General features: G+C 33.0%; 13 protein-coding genes and 1 tRNA gene. 11 read left to right on the top strand and 3 right to left on the bottom strand.

Annotated elements, in window-relative coordinates:
* Both AC28QF_RS12270 and AC28QF_RS12265 read right to left on the bottom strand, forming a co-directional pair.
* A complete protein-coding gene (locus AC28QF_RS12270) occupies positions 1-1323 on the bottom strand; it encodes an ABC transporter permease (RefSeq protein WP_488202042.1) in 1323 nt (440 codons plus the stop codon).
* 5 nt (positions 1324-1328) lie between these two features.
* On the bottom strand, positions 1329-2258 hold the full coding sequence (locus AC28QF_RS12265; protein WP_488202043.1) for an ABC transporter ATP-binding protein: 930 nt from the start codon (positions 2256-2258) through the stop codon (positions 1329-1331).
* 189 nt (positions 2259-2447) lie between these two features.
* On the opposite strand from AC28QF_RS12265, the gene AC28QF_RS12260 reads away from it, so the two are divergent.
* From AC28QF_RS12260 to AC28QF_RS12235, 6 genes are all read left to right on the top strand, one after another.
* A complete protein-coding gene (locus AC28QF_RS12260; RefSeq protein ID WP_488202044.1) occupies positions 2448-2906 on the top strand; it encodes a MarR family winged helix-turn-helix transcriptional regulator in 459 nt (152 codons plus the stop codon).
* Between the two features lie 17 nt (positions 2907-2923).
* Positions 2924-5329, top strand: a complete 2406-nt coding sequence (locus AC28QF_RS12255) for a 3-hydroxyacyl-CoA dehydrogenase/enoyl-CoA hydratase family protein (RefSeq protein ID WP_488202045.1) — start codon at positions 2924-2926, stop codon at positions 5327-5329.
* Between the two features lie 5 nt (positions 5330-5334).
* Positions 5335-6525, top strand: coding sequence for an acetyl-CoA C-acyltransferase (locus tag AC28QF_RS12250; protein WP_488202046.1), 1191 nt, complete (start codon positions 5335-5337; stop codon positions 6523-6525).
* A gap of 18 nt (positions 6526-6543) precedes the next feature.
* A complete protein-coding gene (locus AC28QF_RS12245) occupies positions 6544-8340 on the top strand; it encodes an acyl-CoA dehydrogenase family protein (protein ID WP_488202047.1) in 1797 nt (598 codons plus the stop codon).
* 728 nt (positions 8341-9068) lie between these two features.
* Positions 9069-10910: a PLP-dependent aminotransferase family protein gene (locus AC28QF_RS12240; RefSeq protein ID WP_488202048.1), complete on the top strand. Its 1842-nt coding sequence runs from the start codon at positions 9069-9071 to the stop codon at positions 10908-10910.
* Between the two features lie 16 nt (positions 10911-10926).
* Positions 10927-11286, top strand: a complete 360-nt coding sequence (locus AC28QF_RS12235; protein ID WP_488202049.1) for a cupin domain-containing protein — start codon at positions 10927-10929, stop codon at positions 11284-11286.
* Positions 11287-11344: 58 nt separating this feature from the next.
* Here the strand turns inward: AC28QF_RS12235 and trxB are convergent, their stop codons facing one another.
* Entirely contained in the window at positions 11345-12283 is a 939-nt protein-coding gene (gene trxB, locus AC28QF_RS12230; protein WP_488202050.1) for a thioredoxin-disulfide reductase, read from the bottom strand.
* Between the two features lie 175 nt (positions 12284-12458).
* On the opposite strand from trxB, the gene AC28QF_RS12225 reads away from it, so the two are divergent.
* From AC28QF_RS12225 to AC28QF_RS12205, 5 genes are all read left to right on the top strand, one after another.
* A tRNA-Pro gene (locus tag AC28QF_RS12225) sits at positions 12459-12533 on the top strand.
* A gap of 203 nt (positions 12534-12736) precedes the next feature.
* A complete protein-coding gene (locus AC28QF_RS12220; protein WP_068704605.1) occupies positions 12737-13996 on the top strand; it encodes a site-specific integrase in 1260 nt (419 codons plus the stop codon).
* Positions 13997-14050: 54 nt separating this feature from the next.
* The gene (locus AC28QF_RS12215; RefSeq protein ID WP_068704607.1) at positions 14051-14464 is read left to right on the top strand and encodes an HYC_CC_PP family protein; all 414 of its coding nucleotides are present in this window, start codon (positions 14051-14053) and stop codon (positions 14462-14464) included.
* 108 nt (positions 14465-14572) lie between these two features.
* Entirely contained in the window at positions 14573-18280 is a 3708-nt protein-coding gene (locus tag AC28QF_RS12210) for an efflux RND transporter permease subunit (protein ID WP_488202051.1), read from the top strand.
* Positions 18277-19512 carry a TolC family protein gene (locus AC28QF_RS12205; RefSeq protein ID WP_488202052.1) on the top strand — a complete coding sequence of 412 codons (1236 nt, stop codon included), beginning with the start codon at positions 18277-18279 and terminating at the stop codon, positions 19510-19512. The genes AC28QF_RS12210 and AC28QF_RS12205 overlap by 4 nt, the downstream gene beginning before the upstream one ends.
* Positions 19513-19531 lie beyond the last annotated feature (19 nt).

Raw genomic sequence — 19531 nt, 5'->3', positions numbered from 1 at the left:
TTAGCCATTGTAACGAATCCATTTCCATAAATCTTTATATGTTGGTTTTTTACCATACATTAAAATACCTACTCTGTAAATTTTTGCAGCAAACCATACAATTACCATAAATGTAAGAATTAATAGTAACATTGATATTGCTATTTCCCACCAAGCTACACCAAACGGAATACGCATTAACATTACAATTGGTGATGTAAAAGGTATATATGAAAAAATTACGGATACAGGCCCATGAGGATCGTTCATTACTGTAGCAAAACCAACATATACACCTAAAATTAAAGGCAACATTATTGGCATCATAAATTGCTGAGTATCGGTTTCATTGTCAACCGCGGCTCCTACTGCCGCAAATAATGAGCTATACAACATATAACCTCCTAAGAAATAGAAAATAAATAAGAAAAACATTTTTAACAAAGGCAACCTAAGTATTTCCTGAATAACCATTTCACCTTTACCTCCTGCCGCTTTTTGCATCGCTTCCATTTGTTCTGCGGGCACTTTTGCCGTTTGCATTTCTACCATATCAACTCCAAAAACAGATGAAGCTACTAAACTAAATATCAATAATAAAATTCCCCAAATGAAAAATTGCAACAAACCAGCAGATGCATTACCTATAATTTTACCTAACATTAACTGAAAAGGTTTTACTGACGAAACTATAATTTCTATAATTCTGCTTGTTTTTTCTTCAATAACGCTTCGCATTACCGAAGTACCATAAATCATTACAAACATCATTAATAAATAACCAGCTAAGCCACCCATGGCAATTTTTAATCCGTTTATTAATTTAGATGATTTTTCGCCTGAGAAATTAAACATCTTTATATCTGTCGACATTTTTGATGCTTTAATTTGTGCTAAATCAATTCCGAATTTCGTTAACTTTCCGTTTTGTAATGTTTTATCGACCTTACTTTCTAAATTCCCCATGATTGACATACTAGGAGAATCTTTTGAGAAAAATTGAATTGAATTTGCCAACAATTCTAAACTATCTTGTTCAGGAATATATAGTGCACCATAATAATCGCCATCTTCTACCTTCTTTTTAGATTCTTCAATTCCTAAAGTTGTAAAATCTTCGTATTTAACTGTTTTAGAATCTTTAAAAATATCTTTAGAAAATAATCCAGACTCATCTACATATACTATTTTCTTAACTTTTTCGTCATTTTTTTTCATCAAGAAAAAAACCAACGCACCCATACCAATCATTAATAACGGACTTAAAAAAGTCATCATTATAAACGATTTATTTCTAACCTTAGCAATGAACTCACGTTCTATAATTAATCGTAATCTGCTCATCTCTTTTAACTGTTTTTATTTACTGCCTGAATAAAAATATCGTTGGCACTTGGTATTAATTCAACAAAATGCTGCACTTGTCCTTGGGTTGTTAAAAATGACAATAAATCATTTGCCGAATTACCATTGGTTAGCTGTACATTTAATTTTAATCCGTCGTTTAACAATTTAAAATCAGCTGGCAATACGTTAAAGCTCTCTTTTAACTTGGCTTCAACCTCTTTCGGATTTGCAGTGTTTACACCTACCTGAAAAGTATTTGTTCTAAACTCTTTCTTAATATCATCTAACCTACCATCTAAAATCTTGTTAGATTTATCTATTAAAGCAATATAATCACACATTTCTTCTACAGATTCCATTCTGTGCGTAGAAAATATTATGGTTGCTCCTTCATCACGAAGTTGTAGAATTTCTTTTGCTATTAATTGTGCATTAATCGGATCAAACCCAGAAAAAGGCTCATCAAAAATTAATAATTTAGGCTGGTGCAATACGGTTACTATAAACTGTATTTTCTGAGCCATTCCTTTAGAAAGCTCTTCAATCTTTTTATTCCACCAAGCACCAATATCAAATTTATCAAACCAATATTTCAATCGTTTTTTCGCTTCCGATTTACTTAATCCTTTCAATTGTGCTAAATACAAAGCTTGCTCACCAACTTTCATCGATTTATACAAACCACGTTCTTCTGGTAAATAACCAATGTACTCTATATGATTGGGAGCTAGTTTTTCTCCGTCTAAAATAATCTCACCACTATCAGGCATTGTAATTTGATTAATGATTCTAATCAAAGATGTTTTTCCTGCTCCGTTTGGCCCTAAAAGGCCGAAAACACTTCCTTTAGGTATTTTTAAAGACACATCGTTTAATGCTGTATAATCGCCATAGCACTTTACTACATTATTAATTTCTAATAAATTATTCATCGATTTTATAGTTGATTATCTGCTGTTTGTCGAAAACAAGCAATGACAAACTTACATATTTTTATACTGATTAGTAACATCTTTAAAGCAAACGTTACATATTAATTCTGTGTTAAATTTACTATGCACGCATAACTTTTTTAAAAAATACTATGCGTGCATAATAAATTTCTGTATCTTTGGCTTCACATGGATAAAGATAAATCAATAGATCATCAATTAAGAGCCACATGGCAAGCTGTTGCAAAAATGTACAATGAGCAAGCTGCAAAGCATGACAGTACGATGGCAACTGCTTTTGTTTTATTGAATATAGATTTTGAAAACGGAACTCCATCAACTGCTTTAGGCCCTTTAATGGGAATGGAACCTACAAGCCTTTCTCGATTATTAAAAACGATGGAAGATAAAGGAGTTGTTTGTAGAGAAAAAAGTGCAACAGATGGAAGAAGCGTTATTATAAAACTTACAGATTATGGTAAGGAAATGCGTCAGATTTCAAAAGGTCATGTCTATCAATTTAACAACGAAGTACGAAAACATATTACTGAAGAAGAATTAAATTTATTTTTTAAAGTAACAACAACCATAAACAAACTTATTACAGAAAAGACGGTATATAGTGATACCAACAAAAAAGCTGTATAAAACAAACCTATAAACAAATGACAAGAAGAATTAAAAAAGTAGCAATCGTCGGTTCTGGAATTATGGGAAGCGGTATTGCTTGTCATTTTGCTAACATTGGCGTTGAAGTCTTATTATTAGACATCGTTCCTAGAGAACTTAACGACAAAGAAAAAGCAAAAGGACTTACGTTAGAAGACAAAGCTGTTCGTAATCGTTTGGTTAATGACGCTTTAACGGCTTCTTTAAAATCGAAACCCTCTCCTATTTACAAAAAAGAATTTGCAAGTAGAATTACTACTGGAAATTTAGAAGATGATATCGCAAAAGTTGCGGATGTAGATTGGATTATGGAAGTTGTTGTTGAACGATTAGATATTAAAAAAATCGTTTTCGAAAAATTAGAAAAATACCGTACTCCTGGTACTTTAATTACTTCTAATACTTCTGGAATTCCTATTAAATTTATGAATGAAGGAAGAAGCGAAGATTTTCAAAAGCATTTTGCGGTTACTCACTTTTTTAACCCTCCTCGTTATTTAAAATTATTTGAAGTTGTTCCTGGTCCAGATTGTAAACAAGAAGTTACTGACTTCTTAATGGATTATGGCTCTAAATTCTTAGGAAAAACCTCAGTATTAGCAAAAGATACACCTGCTTTTATTGGTAACAGAATTGGAATCTTCGGAATTCAATCTTTATTTCACCAAGTAAAAGAATTAGGATTAACTGTTGAAGAAGTTGATAAATTAACCGGTCCGGTAATCGGTCGCCCAAAATCAGCAACTTTTAGAACTGTTGATGTTGTTGGTTTAGATACTTTAGTACATGTTGCTAACGGTATTTACGAAAACTGTCCTAACGACGAAGCTCACGAATTATTTAAGCTACCAGGTTTCATCAACACTATGATGGACAATAAATGGTTAGGAAGTAAAACAGGACAAGGTTTCTACAAGAAATCAGTAAACGCTGAAGGAAAGAAAGAAATTTTAACGTTAGATTTAGATACGATGGAATATCGTTCTAAAAAACGTGCTTCTTTTGCAACTTTAGAATTAACAAAAACTATTGACAAACCAATTGATCGTTTTAAAGTATTAGTTGACGGAAAAGATAAAGCGGGTGAATTTTACCGTAAAAACTTCGCAGCAATGTTTGCGTATGTTCAAAATAGAATTCCAGAGATTTCTGATGACTTGTATAAAATTGACGATGCAATGAAAGCTGGTTTTGGATGGGAAAATGGACCTTTCGAAATTTGGGATGCTATAGGTGTAGAAAAAGGTATCGAATTAATGAAAGCAGAAGGAAAAGAACCTGCTGCTTGGGTTACAGAAATGTTAGCGAAAGGATCTAAATCTTTCTATTCAGTTAAAGATGGAGCAACATACTATTATGATGTTCAAGATAAAGCTCAAACTAAAAAGCCAGGTCAAGATTCATTTATCATCTTAGATAATATTCGTAAAACTACCGAAGTATTTAAAAACTCAGGAGTTGTTATTGAAGATTTAGGAAATGGAATCTTAAACTGTGAATTCCAATCTAAAATGAACACCATTGGTGGCGATGTTTTAGCTGGATTAAATAAAGCAATTGACTTAGCTGAAAAAGATTTTCAAGGATTAGTTGTTGGTAACCAAGGAGCAAACTTCTCGGTTGGAGCAAATATCGGAATGATTTTTATGATGGCTGTAGAGCAAGAATATGATGAATTAAACATGGCTATCAAGTATTTTCAAGATACAATGATGCGCATGCGTTACTCTTCTATTCCTACAATTGCTGCACCGCATGGTATGTCTTTAGGTGGTGGATGTGAAATATCATTACACTCAGATAAAGTCGTTGCCGCTGCTGAAACCTATATGGGATTAGTAGAATTTGGTGTTGGAGTTATCCCTGGTGGTGGTGGTTCTAAAGAAATGGCTTTACGTGCTTCTGATACTTTCCGTACAGGAGATGTTCAGTTAAACGTATTACAAGAGTATTTCTTAACTATTGGTATGGCTAAAGTAAGTACTTCTGCTTATGAAGCTTTCGATTTAGGATTGTTAGAAAAAGGAAAAGATGTAGTTGTTGTAAACAGAGAACGTCAAATTGCTGAAGCTAAAAAGCATGCAGTATTAATGGCAGAAGCTGGTTATACACAACCTGCTGCACGTAAAGATGTATTAGTTCTTGGTAAACAAGCGTTAGGTGCATTTATGGTAGCGACGGATTCTATGCAAGCAAGTAATTTTATATCAGAACACGATCAGAAAATTGCAAATAAATTAGCCTATGTAATGGCTGGTGGAGATTTATCAGAACCAACAAAAGTTTCTGAACAGTATTTATTAAACCTAGAACGCGAAGCTTTCTTAAGTTTATGTTCAGAGCGCAAAACACTAGAGCGTATTCAACACATGTTAAAAACTGGTAAACCATTAAGAAACTAAGAAATATGAAAACAGCATATATAGTAAAAGGATATAGAACTGCCATAGCAAAGTCTAAAAGAGGTGCGTTCAGATTTAAAAGAGCTGATGAATTAGCTGCTGAAACTATCGCATATATGATGGAGCAGTTACCTGATTTTGACAAAAGTCGTATTGATGATGTTATTGTTGGTAATGCAATGCCAGAAGGTTCTCAGGGTTTAAACATGGCACGTTTAATCTCTTTAATGGGATTAAAAACTGAGGATGTTCCTGGAGTAACCGTAAACCGTTTTTGTTCTTCAGGAATAGAAACGATTAGTATGGCAGTTGCAAAAATTCAATCAGGAATGGCTGAATGTATTATTGCAGGTGGAGCTGAAAGTATGAGTTCTGTACCAATGACAGGATTTAAACCAGAATTAAACTATGATACAGTTGCGGCTGGTCATGCTGATTATTACTGGGGTATGGGAAATACTGCAGAAGAAGTTGCTAAGAAATACAACGTTTCTCGTAAAGACCAAGATGAGTTTGCTTTACAATCTCATTTAAAAGCATTAAAAGCACAAGAAGAAAACCGTTTTCAAGACCAAATTGTTCCTATTAAAGTTGAAGAAACTTATGTAGATGCAAACGGAAAACGCGCAACAAGAGAATATACAGTAACCAAAGATGAAGGACCTCGTAAAGGATCTAACATTGCAGGTTTAGAGCGTTTACGTCCAGTATTTGCTACTAACGGAAGTGTTACTGCTGGTAACTCATCTCAAACAAGTGATGGCGCTGCATTTTTAATGGTTATGAGTGAAGATATGGTGAAGGAATTAAACCTTAAACCAATTGCTCGTATGGTAAGTTATGCTGCCGCTGGAGTACCGCCTAGAATTATGGGTATCGGGCCAGTTGCTGCAATTCCAAAAGCATTAAAGCAAGCAGGATTAAAACAAGAAGATATCAGCTTAATTGAATTGAACGAGGCATTTGCTTCACAATCATTAGCTGTAATTCGCGAATTAGGATTAAATGCAGACATCATTAATGTAAATGGTGGAGCAATTGCGTTAGGACACCCATTAGGATGTACCGGAGCAAAATTATCTGTTCAATTATTCGACGAAATGCGCAAACGTAACATGCAAGGAAAATACGGAATGGTAACAATGTGTGTAGGTACCGGTCAAGGTGCTGCAGGTATTTTCGAATTCTTAAACTAACAACAAAAAATAACAAAAATGGCAGATTTATTAAGAGGAGGTCAATTCCTTGTAAAAGAAACAAAATGTGAAGATATATTCACACCAGAAGATTTTTCTGAAGAACAAGTAATGATGAAAGAAGCGGTTAAAGAATTTAACGACCGTGAAATCATTCCTCATAAAGTACGTTTCGAAAAGAAAGATTATGCTTTAACCGAAGAAACTATGCGTAAAGCAGGTGAATTAGGTTTCTTAGGTGTGTCTGTTCCTGAAGCTTATGGCGGATTAGGAATGGGGTTTGTTTCTACCATGTTAACTTGTGATTATATCTCAAGTGGTACAGGTTCTTTTAGTACTGCTTTTGGTGCGCATACAGGTATTGGTACTATGCCAATTACTTTATATGGCACCGAAGAACAAAAACAAAAATTTGTTCCTGCTTTAGCAATGGGTGAGCGTTTTGGTGCTTACTGTTTAACGGAGCCAGGTGCTGGATCGGATGCTAACTCTGGTAAAACTACTGCTGAGTTAACTGAAGACGGGAAAAACTATAAGATCAACGGTCAAAAAATGTGGATTTCGAATGCAGGTTTTGCTGAAATTTTTATTGTTTTTGCTCGTATCGGTGATGACAAAAATATTACTGGTTTTATCTTAGAATATGACAAAGCAAATCCTAACGGAGTAACTTTAGGTGAAGAAGAACACAAATTAGGTATTCGTGCTTCTTCTACGCGTCAAGTATTCTTTAGCGATACTTTAGTACCAGTAGAAAACATGTTATCTGTTCGTGGTGGTGGATTTAAAATCGCTATGAATGCATTAAATGTAGGTCGTATTAAATTAGCTGCTGCTTGTTTAGATTCTCAAAGAAGAGTAATCACTTATGCTACACAATATGCTACAGAACGTAAGCAATTTAAAACTCCTATTGCAGAGTTTGGTGCTATAAAAATGAAATTAGCTGAAATGGCAACTAATTCTTACGTAGGTGAATCTGCGTCGTATAGAGCTGCTAAAAATATTGAAGACAGAATTTCAATGCGTGAAGCAGAAGGAAGCAGTCATCAAGAAGCTGAATTAAAAGGTGTTGAAGAATATGCAATCGAATGTTCTATCTTAAAAGTAGCTGTTTCTGAAGATGTACAAGCTTGTGCTGATGAAGGAATTCAGATTTTTGGAGGAATGGGATTCTCTGAAGAAACTCCAATGGAGTCTGCTTGGAGAGATGCTCGTATTGCTCGTATTTACGAAGGAACTAACGAAATTAACAGATTACTTTCTGTTGGTATGTTAGTAAAGAAAGCAATGAAAGGTCATGTTGATTTATTAGGACCAGCAACAGCTGTTGGTAACGAATTATTAGGTATTCCTTCTTTTGATACTCCAGATTACTCAGAGTTATTTGCTGAAGAAAAAGGAATGATTGCAAAGCTTAAAAAAGTATTCTTAATGGTTGCCGGTGGTGCCATTCAAAAATATGGACCAGACTTAGAACAGCACCAACAATTATTAACTGCTGCTTCTAATATTTTAATTGAAGTTTACATGGCAGAATCTGCTATTTTAAGAACTGAAAAGAATGCAAAACGTTCTGGTGAAGCTTCTCAAAAAGAGCAAATTGCAATGTCTCAATTATATTTATACAACGCTGTAGATATCATTATCAAAAATGCTAAAGAAGGAATTATTTCTTTTGCAGAAGGTGATGAGCAACGTATGATGTTAATGGGTCTTAAGCGTTTTACAAAATACGCAAACTACCCTAACGTAGTTGAGTTACGTAACACAATTGCAGAAAAATTAAAAGCAGAAAATAAGTACTGCTTCTAATCCTCTAAGAGGAATTAGGTAATAATATATTTCATAATTAGCCAGAGTTGTTATAGTAACGATTTGTTATCTAATTGTAATAGCTAATTACTGATTTAAAATCTTCTTAAACTTTATAGGTTTTAGAATTTAGTTGTTTGTTTAAAGATCGTCAAATTAATTTTTGACGGTCTTTTTTTATCCCTATAACTTCAAATTATTAATAGTATTAAAACGCAGGTTTTAGATTGCCGAAACTTAAAAACGGTACAAAATACTTTTAATGGAATTATATGCGGATTTGTAATCCCTTATTTATCAAAAAATGATTGCTCTAAACTTATTTCAGATTGTACTAACATATTAGATAATAAAGGTATTTTATATTTAAGTTTTGTAAACGGGAATTCCGAGAAATTAGGATTCATATCTGGAAGTTCAGGAAACAGTGTTTACTTTTATTATCATGAATTAGAAACGATGAAAAAAGAAATAGAACTACACAATATGCTTATTATCAACATAATTGAAAAAGAGTATAAAAAATCAGATTCAGCGTTTGAAACACACACTATATTAATTGCAAAAAAAAGCAATAATAAACAATGATAATTGTAAGTAAACTATTCTTATTTGACTACCTATAAAATAACGTTAATAAGCTATAAACAAAGCTTAACAAAACGTGTTGCAATATTTTTAAAAAAATCTAATTAACGTATATTGCAACCTATTTAAAAGTGAACATTATGCAAAAGAATAAAATAGTAAATTATATTAAAGATGTACTAAAAAATATGCCAACAGGTTGGTTAAATATTACAACACATCGATTAGATATTTATAATGAAGAATTAGCAAAAAAAGAATTTTTAGAAAAGTTTGAAACTTTATACAACAATAATAATTCTGAATTAAAGGCACTTGATCAGTTGCCAACTGCATATGATTATATTCGCTTAGGACACCCGTTATCTTGTGTTTTAGAATGGGGAATTGCCAATTTAAATAACCTTAAATCAGAAAACGTAATTAGTTTTGATTCTAAGACAGTTCCTGTTTTAGCAATCTTAAGAAAAAATTTATTAGAAAATAAAAACACTCAAATAGTTTATAAAGGAGAGTTACCAAACTGTTTTGATGTTGAAACTATTCAGCATATTTATGGTTATAAATTTGATTTGAAGCAACTTAAAGAAACAGCTGAAATTCCTGAATTTGATGGTAGCACAATATTCATTTCTCAACAAGATGAAATTGGTTCACTTAACTTAAATACTGCTATTGATTTTTTAATCAATATTCATTCTCAAATAGGAAGTGTTTTAGTTATAAACGGCGAGAAGAACGAAAGTTATATTTCAGATATTCAGCACGTAAGAAGAAGAGAAACTGTTGCTATGACACCTAGTAATTCTCTTGTGGCCTTAAAGGCTTTAACTAGCAAAACATCCATTGAAAATGAAAAAATTGATAGTTCAAATAAAACGAGTGTCTTAAATTCTATTAAAAAAATTACTGGAGCAAATACAAAACCATTAGTAGCATCAAGCGGATTATCTATTCAGTATGCTATTTTAATGGGACTGATACATGATGCCCTAGAGAAACATAGCGGAAAAGATATAAAAATAATTGTACCACCTAATTGTTATGGAGGAACAAACGACCAAGCAAGGCGTGTTGCTGCTTGTATTAAAAATGTTGAAATTGTAGATTTACCAGTAGATGGTGATAATGACATGGTACAGAGTATTGAAATTGTGTTGGCAAAAATCGCTAGCCAAGATGCTGTTCCGTATATTATTGCTGAAATACCTACAAACCCTAGAGTTGAAGTTCCTAACCTTATTGAGTTAAAAGAAGTTTTAAGTAAAAAACGTACAACTTCTTCTGGAGAAACCGCCATTGATCCTGTTTTTATTCTAGATCAAACATTTTGTCCGAATGTTCATTTTTTAGGTGAAAATGAAATTCTATCAACTGTAAGAACAATTTCTTTTGCTAGTGGATCTAAATTTCCTAGTGGTGGACAATGTACTGCTGGTTATTGTATTGGTAACGAAAAAACAACTGCATTAATCAATAAAATAGAAATGCATTTAAATCTTTGCGATAATGAAGCTACAGAGTTTCAGTATGAAATATTAGCAAAACAAATGCCTTCTATGAATCAGCGAATTATAGATGCTTATAAAAACACCCGTGAATTTGTAAACTTTATTCATGAGGTTTTACCTGCTGCTAAAATTAATTTTGTTTCAGAAGAATTAGCTGAACAAGGCTTTACTCCTTCTGTTTTTTCTTTAGATCTTCCAACAAAAGGAAATTCTGATGAAGAAAGAGAAACCTATAAAAGAGCTTTAAATTTAAAGTTAATCAATTTAATGATTACTGAAATTCCGAATGAAAGCAAATACTGTGTAAGTTACGGACAATTAAAAGGTTGTTATTGGACGATACCTGCAACATCAACACAAGGAACCACTAAAGAAGGTGACAAAGATTATATTGCTCGTGTATCACTTTCGCCTGATATGGATCTTGACCGTCATAAAAAAGTCTTTTTAGATTTTGTAAAAAGCATCTAGTTAGAATCTTCTTATCATGAATATAAACGCCGAATTTAAAACTATAGAAAATTATTTTTCTCCAAAAATAATATCCGAAGTTAATGATCAATATGTAAAATTAGCGAAGATTAAAGGAGAAGATATTCCTTGGCATAATCATGAAAACGAAGATGAACTGTTTTTTATTTCTGAAGGTTCTTTATTAATGGAAATTGAAAATGAGCCTAGTTTTACAATGACTAAAGGAGATTTATTTGTTGTTAAAAAAGGCGTAAATCATAGAGTATCCGCAAAAAAAGAATGTTTGATTATGCTTATTGAAAGTAAAACAACCAAACATACAGGAACTACAGAATCGACTATTACGAAATCAATAGAAGAACAAAAATATTAATCGTAAAAAAAGCTTCCAAATTTGGAAGCTTTTTTTATTCTAATAGTAACTTAGTTACTTATTTTAAAGCACCTAAATAACGCTCAGCATCTAAAGCTGCCATACAACCTGATCCTGCTGCTGTAACTGCCTGACGGTATTCTTTATCTTGTATATCACCTGCTGCAAAAACTCCAGGTAAATTTGTCTTCGTAGACTTTCCTTTAGTTATTAAATAACCAACTTCATCCATATCTAAAACTCCCTTAAATAAATCAGAATTTGGTTTGTGTCCAATCGCTATAAAAGCTCCTGTAACCGCAATTTCTTTTTTATCTTTTGTTTGGTTGTTTACAACACGAACACCTTCAACAACATCTTTTCCTAAAACCTCATCTAATTCGGTATTATATAACACTTCGATATTTGCTGTTTTATCTACACGATGTTGCATTGCTTTAGAAGCTCTCATAAAATCTTTACGAACTAGCATTGTAACTTTTTTACAAATATTTGCTAAATACGTTGCTTCTTCTGCCGCAGTATCTCCTGCACCAACAACCACAACATCTTGTCCTTTATAAAAGAAACCATCACACGTAGCACAAGCCGAAACTCCACCACCTATTAAACGCTGTTCACTTTCTAACCCTAAATATTTAGCTGTTGCACCTGTTGAAATAATTATTGTTTCAGCCTCTATCTCGATAGTTTCATCAACAATAACTTTATGAATACCACCAACCTCTGTACTTAAATCAACCTTAGTAACCATTCCAAAACGAACATCTGTACCAAAACGTTCAGCTTGTTTTTGTAAATCGTTCATCATTGCTGTTCCATCAGTTCCGTTTGGATATCCTGGGTAATTATCAACTTCGGTTGTTGTTGTTAACTGCCCTCCCATTTGCATACCTGTATACATAATAGGTTTCATATCTGCTCTTGCAGCGTATATTGCAGCACTATATCCTGCTGGTCCTGAACCAATAATCAAACATTTAATTTTTTCTGCCATCGTCTTAATTTTTTTGGAATTACAAATGTAATTTTTTTTTAGTTCTATTATCTTTTTTTAATATATATTTTGATTATTAGGCGATAAACTAAAGCTATAATATTTTCTGAAAATTTTTATTATTTTTTGTTTCAGATGTATTTATTTTTTATACATTTGCACACCGATAATTATTCGGGGTGTAGCGTAGCCCGGTCATCGCGCCTCGTTTGGGACGAGGAGGTCGCAGGTTCGAATCCTGCCACCCCGACAAAATTAATAATCAATTAACATCAAAACCTTGGTAATCGTAAGATTATCGAGGTTTTATGATTTTTAAGCAATCATAAGATTTGATATTATTTGATTAAAAAAGTGACCTATTCGGTTACCATTTTATAATAGGTATATAGGTAACCGAATTATTGATTTGACTTTCGTCAGTAAACAAATGTTTAACTAAAGACGAAAGATATGAAAACTTCGACAACGTTTAGTATTCTGTTTTGGCTCAAACTATCAAAAGCTAAAAATGGAAAAGCACCTCTTTATGCACGTATAACGGTAAATGGGAAAAGAGCAGAAATTAGCCTCAAACGAAAAATTAAAATTGAATTTTGGAGCTCTGCCAAAAACAAAGTAAAAGGAACCAACCAAGAGGCTCGAATTATTAACGCATATTTGGACCAGGTATCTTCAGAGCTTCACCAATCCAAAAACGAATTAAAATCCGAAGGTAAGATTACTTCAGCTCAAACCGTTAAGGCTCGTTACCTAAAAGAAGATGAACAAAATTATTCTTTAAATGATATCATAAAATATCATAATGAAGATATGGTAGGGAAACTCAAATGGGGTACTCAAAAAAATTACTTCACAACACAAGGGTACATTGCAGATTTCATTTTTGTAAAATATAAAGTTACAGATATGTATTTAAAGCAATTGGATTATAATTTCATTTTAAAGTTTGAAAAATACTTAAGAAATTTCACACCCACAGATCACCAAAAACCAATGGGTAACAATACTGTAATGAAGCATATTGAACGCTTTAGAAAAATGATTACACTATCTTATAAACTGGAATGGATTGAAAGAGATCCGTTTATAAACTTCAAATCTAAATTTGTAAAAGTAGAAAGAGGCTATTTAACTGAAATGGAATTGAACGAAATTGAAGAAAAAGATTATTCAATTGAAAGACTACAATTAGTAAAGGATCTATTTGTTTTCGCCTGTTACACCGGCTTGAGTTATATTGATGTAATAAACTTAACAGCAAGTGATATTAATTATGGTATAGATGGCGAGTTGTGGTTAATTATGAAAAGAGAGAAAACAAACAATGCCTTACGAATTCCTATACTACCTAAAGCACTTACTTTAATTAATAAGTATAAAGAAAATCCAAAATCATTAGCAAATGCTACTGTATTTCCAAAAATGTCAAACCAAAAATTAAATGCTTATTTAAAAGAAATAGCAGATTTATGCAGAATAGAAAAGAATCTAACATTTCATCTGGCACGACATACATTTGCTACAACAGTAACTTTAAGTAATGGCGTACCTATTGAAACAGTATCTAAACTTTTAGGTCATTCTCGCATTTCAACAACACAAATTTATGCTAAAGTGATTGAACGTAAGGTAAGTGATGATATGAAAACATTAAGAGCAAAATTTGAGAAAGGTGTAAAAACAACCAAAAACCAATCAAGTTTTATTTAAAGCAAAGTTAAAATCTATTCAAATTGAATTAAATTTTATACCTTTGTTTTCAATATGAAACAAGTATTCCATAAAATAATGTCACTTTTAATGGCTTTTGTAGTGTTATTTTCTACAATGTCATTTACTGTAGATATGCACTATTGTGGAGATACTTTAATGGATACAGCTATATTCCATAAAGCAGAAACCTGTGGAATGGAAATGGAAAACCCATTAACTGATGGGTGTTCTATAACAAAAAAGAATTGTTGTAGTGATGAACAATTAGCTGTTGATGGTCAAAATGAATTACAACTTCAAGTTGATAAAATTACTTTTGAGCAGCAGGTATTTATTGCTTCTTTCGTATATACTTACATTAACCTTTTTGAAGGGTTAGATAATAACGTATCTTCTTTCGAAGAATACGAACCACCACTTGTCGTCAAGCAAATCTTCAAGATTGACGAGACTTATTTAATTTGATTTTTAAACATTAGACTGTTTTATCCTATGGCTGTATGTCATAAGGATGATTTTTTGTATTCGGTGTTTTCTTAACACCTATGTCTAACTGTTTAATAATCAAAGACAATGCTAAATAAAAGCATCAAATTTTTAATAGAAAATAAACTCGTAGCAGTATTATTACTTGTTCTCTTTATAGGCTGGGGAACGGTAAATGCACCATTTAATTGGGAAACAGGATTTTTACCAAGTAACCCTGTAGCTGTAGACGCTATTCCCGATATTGGAGAGAACCAACAAATAGTATTTACTAAATGGGATGGTCGTTCACCACAAGATATAGAAGACCAAATAACCTATCCATTAACAACATCTTTACTCGGTATTCCAGGAGTAAAAACCATTCGTAGTTCGTCTATGTTTGGCTTTTCAAGTATCTATATCATTTTTGAAGAAGATATTGAGTTTTACTGGAGTCGTAGTAGAATATTAGAAAAACTCAACTCGTTACCAAGCGGATTATTACCCGAAGGTGTTAATCCTGCTTTGGGTCCAGATGCCACAGGATTAGGGCAAATTTTTTGGTACACATTAGAAGGTCGTGATGAAAACGGAAATGTTACTGGTGGTTGGGATTTGCAAGAATTACGCAGTATTCAAGACTACTATGTAAAGTATGCCTTATCATCTGCAAGTGGTGTTTCAGAAGTTGCTTCTATAGGTGGCTATGTTCAGGAGTATCAAGTAGACGTAAATCCAGAACTAATGCGTCAGTATAATATTGGATTGCATCACGTTGTAAAAGCAGTTAAGGAAAGTAATAAAGACATTGGTGCACAGACTTTGGAAATTAACCAAGCCGAATATTTAGTTCGTGGTTTGGGTTATGTAAAATCTATTGCCGACATCGAAAATGCAGTAGTCACTTCAGAAGATTACACCGCAATTAAAATTAAAGACATTGGAAATGTGTCATTAGGCCCTGCAACACGAAGAGGATTATTGGATAAAGAAGGTGCGGAAGTTGTAGGTGCTGTAGTCGTAGCTCGTTATGGTGCAAACCCAATGGAAGTGATCAATAATGTAAAAGAGAAAATTAACGAATTAAGTGCAGGATTACCTTCAAAAGTATTAGCGGATGGAAGAACATCACAAGTTACCATAGTGCCTTTTTACGATAGAACAGAACTGATACAAGAAACATTAGGCACACTCAATGAAGCATTAACATTAGAAATACTGATTACCATTTTAGTTATAATCATTATGGTATTTAATTTACGTGCTTCTGTATTAATCTCTGGCTTATTACCTGTTGCGGTTTTAATGGTATTTATAGCAATGAAACTCTTTGGTGTCGATGCTAATATTGTGGCTTTATCAGGTATCGCTATTGCTATTGGTACAATGGTCGATGTTGGTGTCATACTATCAGAAAATATCATTCGGCATTTAGATGAAGATGATGGGACACAATCAATTAATACGGTAGTTTACAATGCTACAGCAGAAGTGTCTGGCGCAATCGTAACTGCAGTAATGACAACCATTATAAGTTTTATTCCTGTATTTACAATGATTGGAGCTGAAGGAAAATTATTCAGACCGTTAGCCTTTACTAAAACATTTGCCTTAACAGCTTCAATTATTGTAGCGTTGTTTTTAATACCACCCTTTGCTGCATTTTTATTTAAAAAGAAAAGCATTAAAACCAATTTTAAATATGTTTTAAATGGCATTTTAATAGCATTAGGTATTGCTGCAATAGTATACGGTTATTGGTTAGGATTAATATTGGTTGGATTTGGAATTGTTGCACTTATAAAGCAACAAGAAATAGTATCAGAGAAACAAGCTAATCTTATCAATATCATTATTTCAGTATCTACAATTGTGTTCTTATTAGCAGAGTATTGGAGACCACTAGGCGTTAGTAAAAGCATCTTTTTGAACCTCATTTTTGTGAGTGTTATTTGTTTTGGTTTATTAGGTGTTTTCTCATTATTTATCAAATATTACACACGTATTTTAAGGTGGTGTTTAGATAATAAGTTGCTCTTTTTATCTGTGCCAACCGCTATTGTAATTGCAGGTTTTTTCATTATGAAAAATACAGGCAAAGAGTTTATGCCCTCATTAAATGAAGGCTCATTTCTACTGATGCCAACCTCGATGCCTCATTCTGGCGTAGAAGAAAACAAACGAGTGTTACAACAGTTGGATATGGCAGTAGCCAGTATTCCAGAGATAAAAACTGTAGTTGGTAAAGCAGGTCGTACAGAATCAGCTTTAGATCCAGCGCCTTTGTCTATGTATGAAAATATTATTCAGTACAAACCAGAATATATGCTGAATAAAAACGGAGAACGTCAACGTTACAAAGTAAATGATGATGGTTTATTTGAATTAAAAGATGGACGTTTCATCGCTAATCCTAATAATACAGAAAATGTCACTTTGAGCGCTGTAGAAAGGTTACAATTAATAGAAGATAATAATGGTGAATTTTATCGAAACTGGCGACCTGAAATACAATCACCAGACGATATTTGGAATAACATTGTTAAAGTTACCAAGTTACCTGGTGTTACTTCTGCACCTAAACTACAACCTATTGAAACACGATTGGTAATGCTGCAAACAGGTATGCGTGCACCAATGGGAATAAAGGTTAAAGGTCAAGACTTAAAACAAATTGAAGCCTTTGGTGTACAGTTAGAAGGGATTTTAAAACAAGCTGAAGGTATTAAAAAAGAAGCTGTTTTTGCAGACCGTATTGTAGGGAAACCCTATTTGTTAATTGATATTGATAGAGAAAAAATTGCACGTTATGGCATTTCGATACAAGATGTTCAAGATGTATTAAAAGTAGCAGTTGGCGGTATGGTATTAACGCAAACGGTAGAAGGTCGTGAGCGATATGGCGTACGAGTACGATACCCAAGAGAATTACGCGCAAACCCAACAGACTTACAACAGATTTATGTGCCAGTTGAAAAAGGTAGTCCTGTGCCATTAAGCGAATTGGCAACTATAAGATACGAACAAGGTCCACAAGTCATTAAAAGTGAAGATACTTTTTTAGTAGGTTATGTCTTGTTTGATAAATTAGATGGTTTTGCAGAAGTAAGCGTTGTTGAAAATGCACAAGCATTGATTCAAGAAAAGATAGATTCTGGTGAGTTAATTGTACCAAAAGGAATCAACTATGCATTCACAGGAACGTATGAAAATCAGTTACGAGCGGAAAAAACCTTATCGGTTGTTGTACCGTTAGCATTGGCAATCATTTTCTTAATTCTGTATTTCCAGTTCCGTTCGGTTGGTACGTCCTTAATGGTATTCACAGGTATCGCAGTAGCGTTTGCAGGTGGTTTTATAATGATTTGGCTCTATGGTCAAGGTTGGTTTTTAAACTTCAATTTCTTTGGTGAAAACCTACGCGACTTATTCCAAATGCACCCAATCAATTTAAGTGTTGCAGTTTGGGTTGGGTTTATTGCACTCTTCGGTATAGCAACCGATGATGGTGTAGTAATGGCAACTTATTTAACCCAAACATTCGATAGAAACACACCAGATAATAAAAAGGAAATTAGAGCATCAGTAGTTGAAGCAGGAGAAAAACGAATCAGACCCTGTTTAATGACTACAGCTACAACCATTTTAGCATTATTACCAGTATTAACCTCTACAGGTCGTGGAAGCGATATAATGATACCTATGGCAATACCAAGTTTTGGTGGAATGCTTATAGCCTTAATAACCTTATTTGTAGTTCCAGTATTATATAGCTGGAAAGCCGAATTTCAACTTAAAAGAACTGTAAAATGAAACAGATAAAATCACACATAAAAACAGTCTTTATGCTTTGTTCGTTATTCTTGAGTCTCTTTGTAAATGCACAGAAATTAGAAACACTTATAGATGAAGCAGTAGCGAACAACCCAGAGATTCAAAAGTTTGAGTTACAATACAAAAGAGCTTCTGAAAAAGTAAAAGAAGTCAATACCATTCCTAATACCGAATTTGGTGTCGGCTACTTTGTAAGTGAACCGGAAACCAGAACAGGTGCACAACGCTTTAAAGTATCTGCTAAACAAATGTTACCGTGGTTCGGAACCATTACATCGAGAGAAAACTATGTCAGTTCATTGGCAGATGCTAAATACGAGGACATTGTTATCGCAAAGCGAAAACTAATGGCTTCGGTATCACAATCCTATTATAATCTATACGCCAACAAAGCAAAGCAAGAGGTCTTAACTGAAAACATTAAACTATTAGAAACTTATGAGACGTTGGCATTAACTTCTGTTGAGGTTGGTAAAGCATCCGCAGTAGATGTGTTGCGATTGCAAATGCGTCAAAACGAAATGCAACAATTAAAAGATGTATTGCAACAACAATTTTTAGCAGAACAAACTAACTTCAATAATCTATTGAATAGAGATAATGATGTTACCGTAAATGTGGTAGATAGTTTGATGATACCTTCTGAAGACTTTGATATTACTTCTGAAAATTTAGCATTACATCCTGAATTGCTGAAATTTGATAAACTCTATCAATCAATAGAACAATCCGAATTATTAAATCAAAAAGAAAGCAGTCCAATGATTGGTTTCGGATTAGATTATATCAATGTTGCTGAAAGACCAAATATGGATTTCAGCGATAACGGAAAGGATATTGTAATGCCAATGGTGTCTTTATCAATACCAATATTTAATAAAAAATATAAATCGAAAACAAAGCAAAACGAGTTACAACAGCAGGAAATTACTGCACAAAAACAAGAACGCTTAAATACTTTGGAAACGCTTTTAGATAAAGCAATAAAAGAAAGAGTGTCTGCAAGAATAAGTTATAAAACTCAAACCAAAAATTTGAAGCAAGCTAATGATGCAGAGCAAATATTAATCAAAAGTTACGAAACAGGAACAATTGATTTTAATGATGTTTTAGACATTCAAGAACTGCAATTAAAGTTTCAAATGAATCAAATAGAATCGATTAAAACTTATTATTTACAAACCACAATCATCAATTATTTAAGCAACTAAAAACAAGTATAATTTAAAA

Source organism: Tenacibaculum sp. M1.3A (assembly GCF_057732375.1).
This window is presented reverse-complemented; position numbering and strand designations above follow the sequence as displayed.

Bases quoted from the DNA above. Each gene is read 5' to 3' on its own strand.
- AC28QF_RS12270 (WP_488202042.1), bottom strand. From the start codon at position 1,323: ATGAGCAGATTACGATTAATTATAGAACGTGAGTTCATTGCTAAGGTT.
- AC28QF_RS12265 (WP_488202043.1), bottom strand. From the start codon at position 2,258: ATGAATAATTTATTAGAAATTAATAATGTAGTAAAGTGCTATGGCGAT.
- AC28QF_RS12260 (WP_488202044.1), top strand. From the start codon at position 2,448: ATGGATAAAGATAAATCAATAGATCATCAATTAAGAGCCACATGGCAA.
- AC28QF_RS12255 (WP_488202045.1), top strand. From the start codon at position 2,924: ATGACAAGAAGAATTAAAAAAGTAGCAATCGTCGGTTCTGGAATTATG.
- AC28QF_RS12250 (WP_488202046.1), top strand. From the start codon at position 5,335: ATGAAAACAGCATATATAGTAAAAGGATATAGAACTGCCATAGCAAAG.
- AC28QF_RS12245 (WP_488202047.1), top strand. From the start codon at position 6,544: ATGGCAGATTTATTAAGAGGAGGTCAATTCCTTGTAAAAGAAACAAAA.
- AC28QF_RS12240 (WP_488202048.1), top strand. From the start codon at position 9,069: ATGCAAAAGAATAAAATAGTAAATTATATTAAAGATGTACTAAAAAAT.
- AC28QF_RS12235 (WP_488202049.1), top strand. From the start codon at position 10,927: ATGAATATAAACGCCGAATTTAAAACTATAGAAAATTATTTTTCTCCA.
- trxB (WP_488202050.1), bottom strand. From the start codon at position 12,283: ATGGCAGAAAAAATTAAATGTTTGATTATTGGTTCAGGACCAGCAGGA.
- AC28QF_RS12220 (WP_068704605.1), top strand. From the start codon at position 12,737: ATGAAAACTTCGACAACGTTTAGTATTCTGTTTTGGCTCAAACTATCA.
- AC28QF_RS12215 (WP_068704607.1), top strand. From the start codon at position 14,051: ATGAAACAAGTATTCCATAAAATAATGTCACTTTTAATGGCTTTTGTA.
- AC28QF_RS12210 (WP_488202051.1), top strand. From the start codon at position 14,573: ATGCTAAATAAAAGCATCAAATTTTTAATAGAAAATAAACTCGTAGCA.
- AC28QF_RS12205 (WP_488202052.1), top strand. From the start codon at position 18,277: ATGAAACAGATAAAATCACACATAAAAACAGTCTTTATGCTTTGTTCG.